Origin of the sequence: Frankia sp. ACN1ag (assembly GCF_001414035.1) — a bacterium.
GTDB classification, from domain to species: Bacteria; Actinomycetota; Actinomycetes; order Frankiales; family Frankiaceae; genus Frankia; species Frankia torreyi.
This window is the reverse complement of sequence record NZ_LJPA01000081.1, coordinates 1-2,903: the sequence shown is the minus strand read 5'-3', so window position 1 is coordinate 2,903 and position 2,903 is coordinate 1. Positions and strand designations below refer to the sequence as shown.

The window sequence follows — 2,903 nt, the reverse complement described above, 5'->3', positions numbered from 1 at the left end:
ATACCGCAACCCCACCAACCAGCGCCTACGAACACGCTGCGCAACCACCCGTCGAGCCCGCGGATGCCTCAACCCCGCCTAACTTCGAAGAGCCGACATCGCCGAGCGGCGGATCGAACTGAGATCCGAACGAGTGGCTCTTCAGCAGAAGCTGGCCGCGCTTGAGGACGAGAAAGCCGCGGCACCCAATCCCGGCCTACTGCGGGCGCTGCCGGTGGGACCCGTCGAACTCGACGAGCTGCCCGAGGACCTGTCCCGCCGCCTCTTCGAGGCGCTTCGGCTCGAAGTCCGCTACAAGCGCGCGACTAACATCGCAACTTGCCGGATAACTCTGACAGGCGAGACCATCCCGGCCACCGCCCGCGTCGGCGTCGATGCGGTCAAGGCTATGCAAGACGTCCCAAGAAAGATCAACAGGGAGGAAGCAGTCATGCCCGTGCAGATCTCGGAAGGGATCATGCACGGGTCTGCTTGGTGCCCCCAACGGGATACACAGCAGACCCGTGCAGAACTGACCAGCACTTCGGCGTCAGGCCGGCTCACCATCGAACGCGATTTTGAGCTTCCCGCACGTAGAGGCAGTCGGTGATAGCGCCCAGCGACCGACCCGCCGAGGGCGCTGCGGGCAGGAGGGGACACTCCGCCACCTCTGGCGTCACCATGATCATGGTGCTGGTGATGGGACTTAGCTTCCTGTTCGGGTTCGGCAACTCGTGGACGCTGGGGATTCAGCTCGGTGTGCCACCGTACGTCGCGCCGTTGGTTGCTCCAGCAGTGGACCTGTCCGTAATCGGTCTCTTGATCGGTATCCACCAGCTGGCACTCGGCGGCGCTAGCGCTCGACAGATGGGACCGGCCTTGCGGCTGCTCGTGTTCGCCGGGTTCGTCACGCTGGCGCTGAACGTCGCCGAACCACTCATCGAGGGGAACTACGGAAGAGCAGCGTTCGACGCCGTCGGTCCCCTTCTACTGATTGGGTGGGCCGAGGTCGGGCCGGGCCTGGTCCAAACCATGAAGGCCATCGAGACCGCGGCAGTCCAGCCCACATCCACCAATCGCCCACCCACAGCGAACGAAGCATCCGGGCAACCGGGAGACCTCGGCCCCACGGCACCCGTGCCAGCGGTACCCCACACAAGGCAGCCAGACGACGACGCCAACCCCCTCCAGAGCGTTCAACCAGCCGGGCCGAACAGCACACCGTCAGGATCGCTGGCAGACGATGCCGCCTCCGATCTGGAGCAAGGCACGCCAGCAAGTTCATCGCCGACGACCGAGGTAGGGGAAGGAAAGACAGGGCAGTGCCGGGGTCGGAGCAATGCTCGCGAGCAAGATCTGCTCCACNGGGCGCGCGCCGAGGACGTGCTGCACTGGCACCAGCACCAGCGCCCAATCTCTGCGGAAACCTTGCGCAAACGGCTCCACGTCGGTGCTCCCACCGCTCGCAAGCTGGTCGCGCAGCTACGCAGCGACACCCACACCCAGATCGAAGGGGCCAGAGACTAATCGCCTGCCTCGGGCTTCGGAGCGGGTGCTGTAGTCGGGGTGAACGTCGATCCAGCGGAGCACATGATCAGCATCCAGGATCACCGTGGTCGGCATCGGCAGTGTGACCGTGGCGTCGGCGTTCACCATCGTCAGATAGCCCGGAGCCAGCCAGGTGAGCGAGGCAGGCCGTCGGGCTCACCTGACCGTTGACGTGGAGCGGCGGGAGGTACGGCAGCGCGGCGCCGGCTGCGTCGCCGATCCGCGCGACGCCCCACGGCTCGACAGATATCGGAGCATCGGGTCACGTCAGGCATGACTCGGCCGCGCCGTCAGCCACATCATCGCAGGTAGGAGGGTGCCGCCCGCCGCTCGTCGGGCGCCGGGGCGTCCCTACGGCTGCGGATGGGTGCTGAAGAACCGCCAGATGACCTGCGTCGCGTTGAGCGCGGTGGACGGCGGGTCGCTGTTCAGCAGCTTCTGCACGAGGACGTTTGGCTTCGCGCCGGGCCACTGGTGCCCGGCGCCGGCGATCGTGATGAGCTCGACGCCGCGGTGGTCGGCGCAGGTCGCTTCGGAGGTGGTCACCACACCGGCGGTGGTGACGGTGGGCGTGGCGCAGTGGTCGGTCCGGAGCCAGGCGGCGTTCAGGGTGGGGACGGCCGGTCCGTCGATGGTCGCGTCGCGGTTGTGGCCTGGTCCGCCGTTGTAGGGGATATGGGTGTCGGCGGTGCCGTGGATGTGGATGACCGAGATGGGCGCGGGGGACGGGCAGTCGGCCATCTCGGTGGCCGAGTCGGGGCCGATGGCGGCGAAGATCCGGGTTTTGCAGGCCAGCGTGTAGACCATGATGCCGCCATTGCTGATCCCGGTGGCGTACACCCGTCGTGGATCGATCGGGGTTTCGTGTTCGATGATGGTGACCATTCGGGTAAGGAAGGCGAGGTCGTCGACGTTGTCCCGGGCTGGTTGGCCGCAACAGCCGCCGCCGCCGACGTTCCAGGCCCTGTTGAGGCCGTCAGGATAGGCGACGAGGAAGTGCCCGCTGGAGGAATTGTCAAGACCTGTGGATGGTGATCGTTAGGCGNCTTGGTTGACGGGTGTGGTGGTGGGTCGTTCGACGAGCTGGCCGGCTTCGAAGACGGCGCCGGCGCGGACGAGGGCGACGAGGTGGGGTGCGTTGACCGCCCGCCAGCGGGCCTGGGCGGCCTCGATGAGCGTGAACGCCATCGCCAGCCCGGCGGCTCGTGATCCCGGTCCCTTGGTGACGCGGGTGCGGTGGCGCACGGTCGCGAACGTGGACTCGATCGGGTTCGTGGTCCGCAGGTGCACCCAGTGCTCGGCGGGGTAGTCGTAGAACGCCAGCAGCACGTCCAGATCGTCGATGACCTTCGCGACGGCCTTGGGGAACTTCGCCC

3 protein-coding genes are annotated in these 2,903 nt (G+C 66.9%); 1 reads left to right on the top strand and 2 read right to left on the bottom strand.

Translation table 11 applies throughout. From position 1 onward, the window contains the following. The first annotated feature begins 133 nt into the window (after positions 1–133). Complete coding sequence (locus UK82_RS30525) at positions 134–589, top strand: hypothetical protein (RefSeq protein ID WP_055410904.1); 456 nt, start codon at positions 134–136, stop codon at positions 587–589. Between the two features lie 1,289 nt (positions 590–1,878). On the opposite strand, the gene UK82_RS30515 is transcribed toward UK82_RS30525, so the two are convergent. Together UK82_RS30515 and UK82_RS30510 are read right to left on the bottom strand one after the other, a co-directional pair. After that, the gene (locus UK82_RS30515) at positions 1,879–2,412 is read right to left on the bottom strand and encodes a PHB depolymerase family esterase (RefSeq protein WP_055410899.1); all 534 of its coding nucleotides are present in this window, start codon (positions 2,410–2,412) and stop codon (positions 1,879–1,881) included. 161 nt (positions 2,413–2,573) lie between these two features. Beyond that, the coding region (locus tag UK82_RS30510) for a transposase (protein WP_236706633.1) at positions 2,574–2,903 on the bottom strand (330 nt) is incomplete at both ends.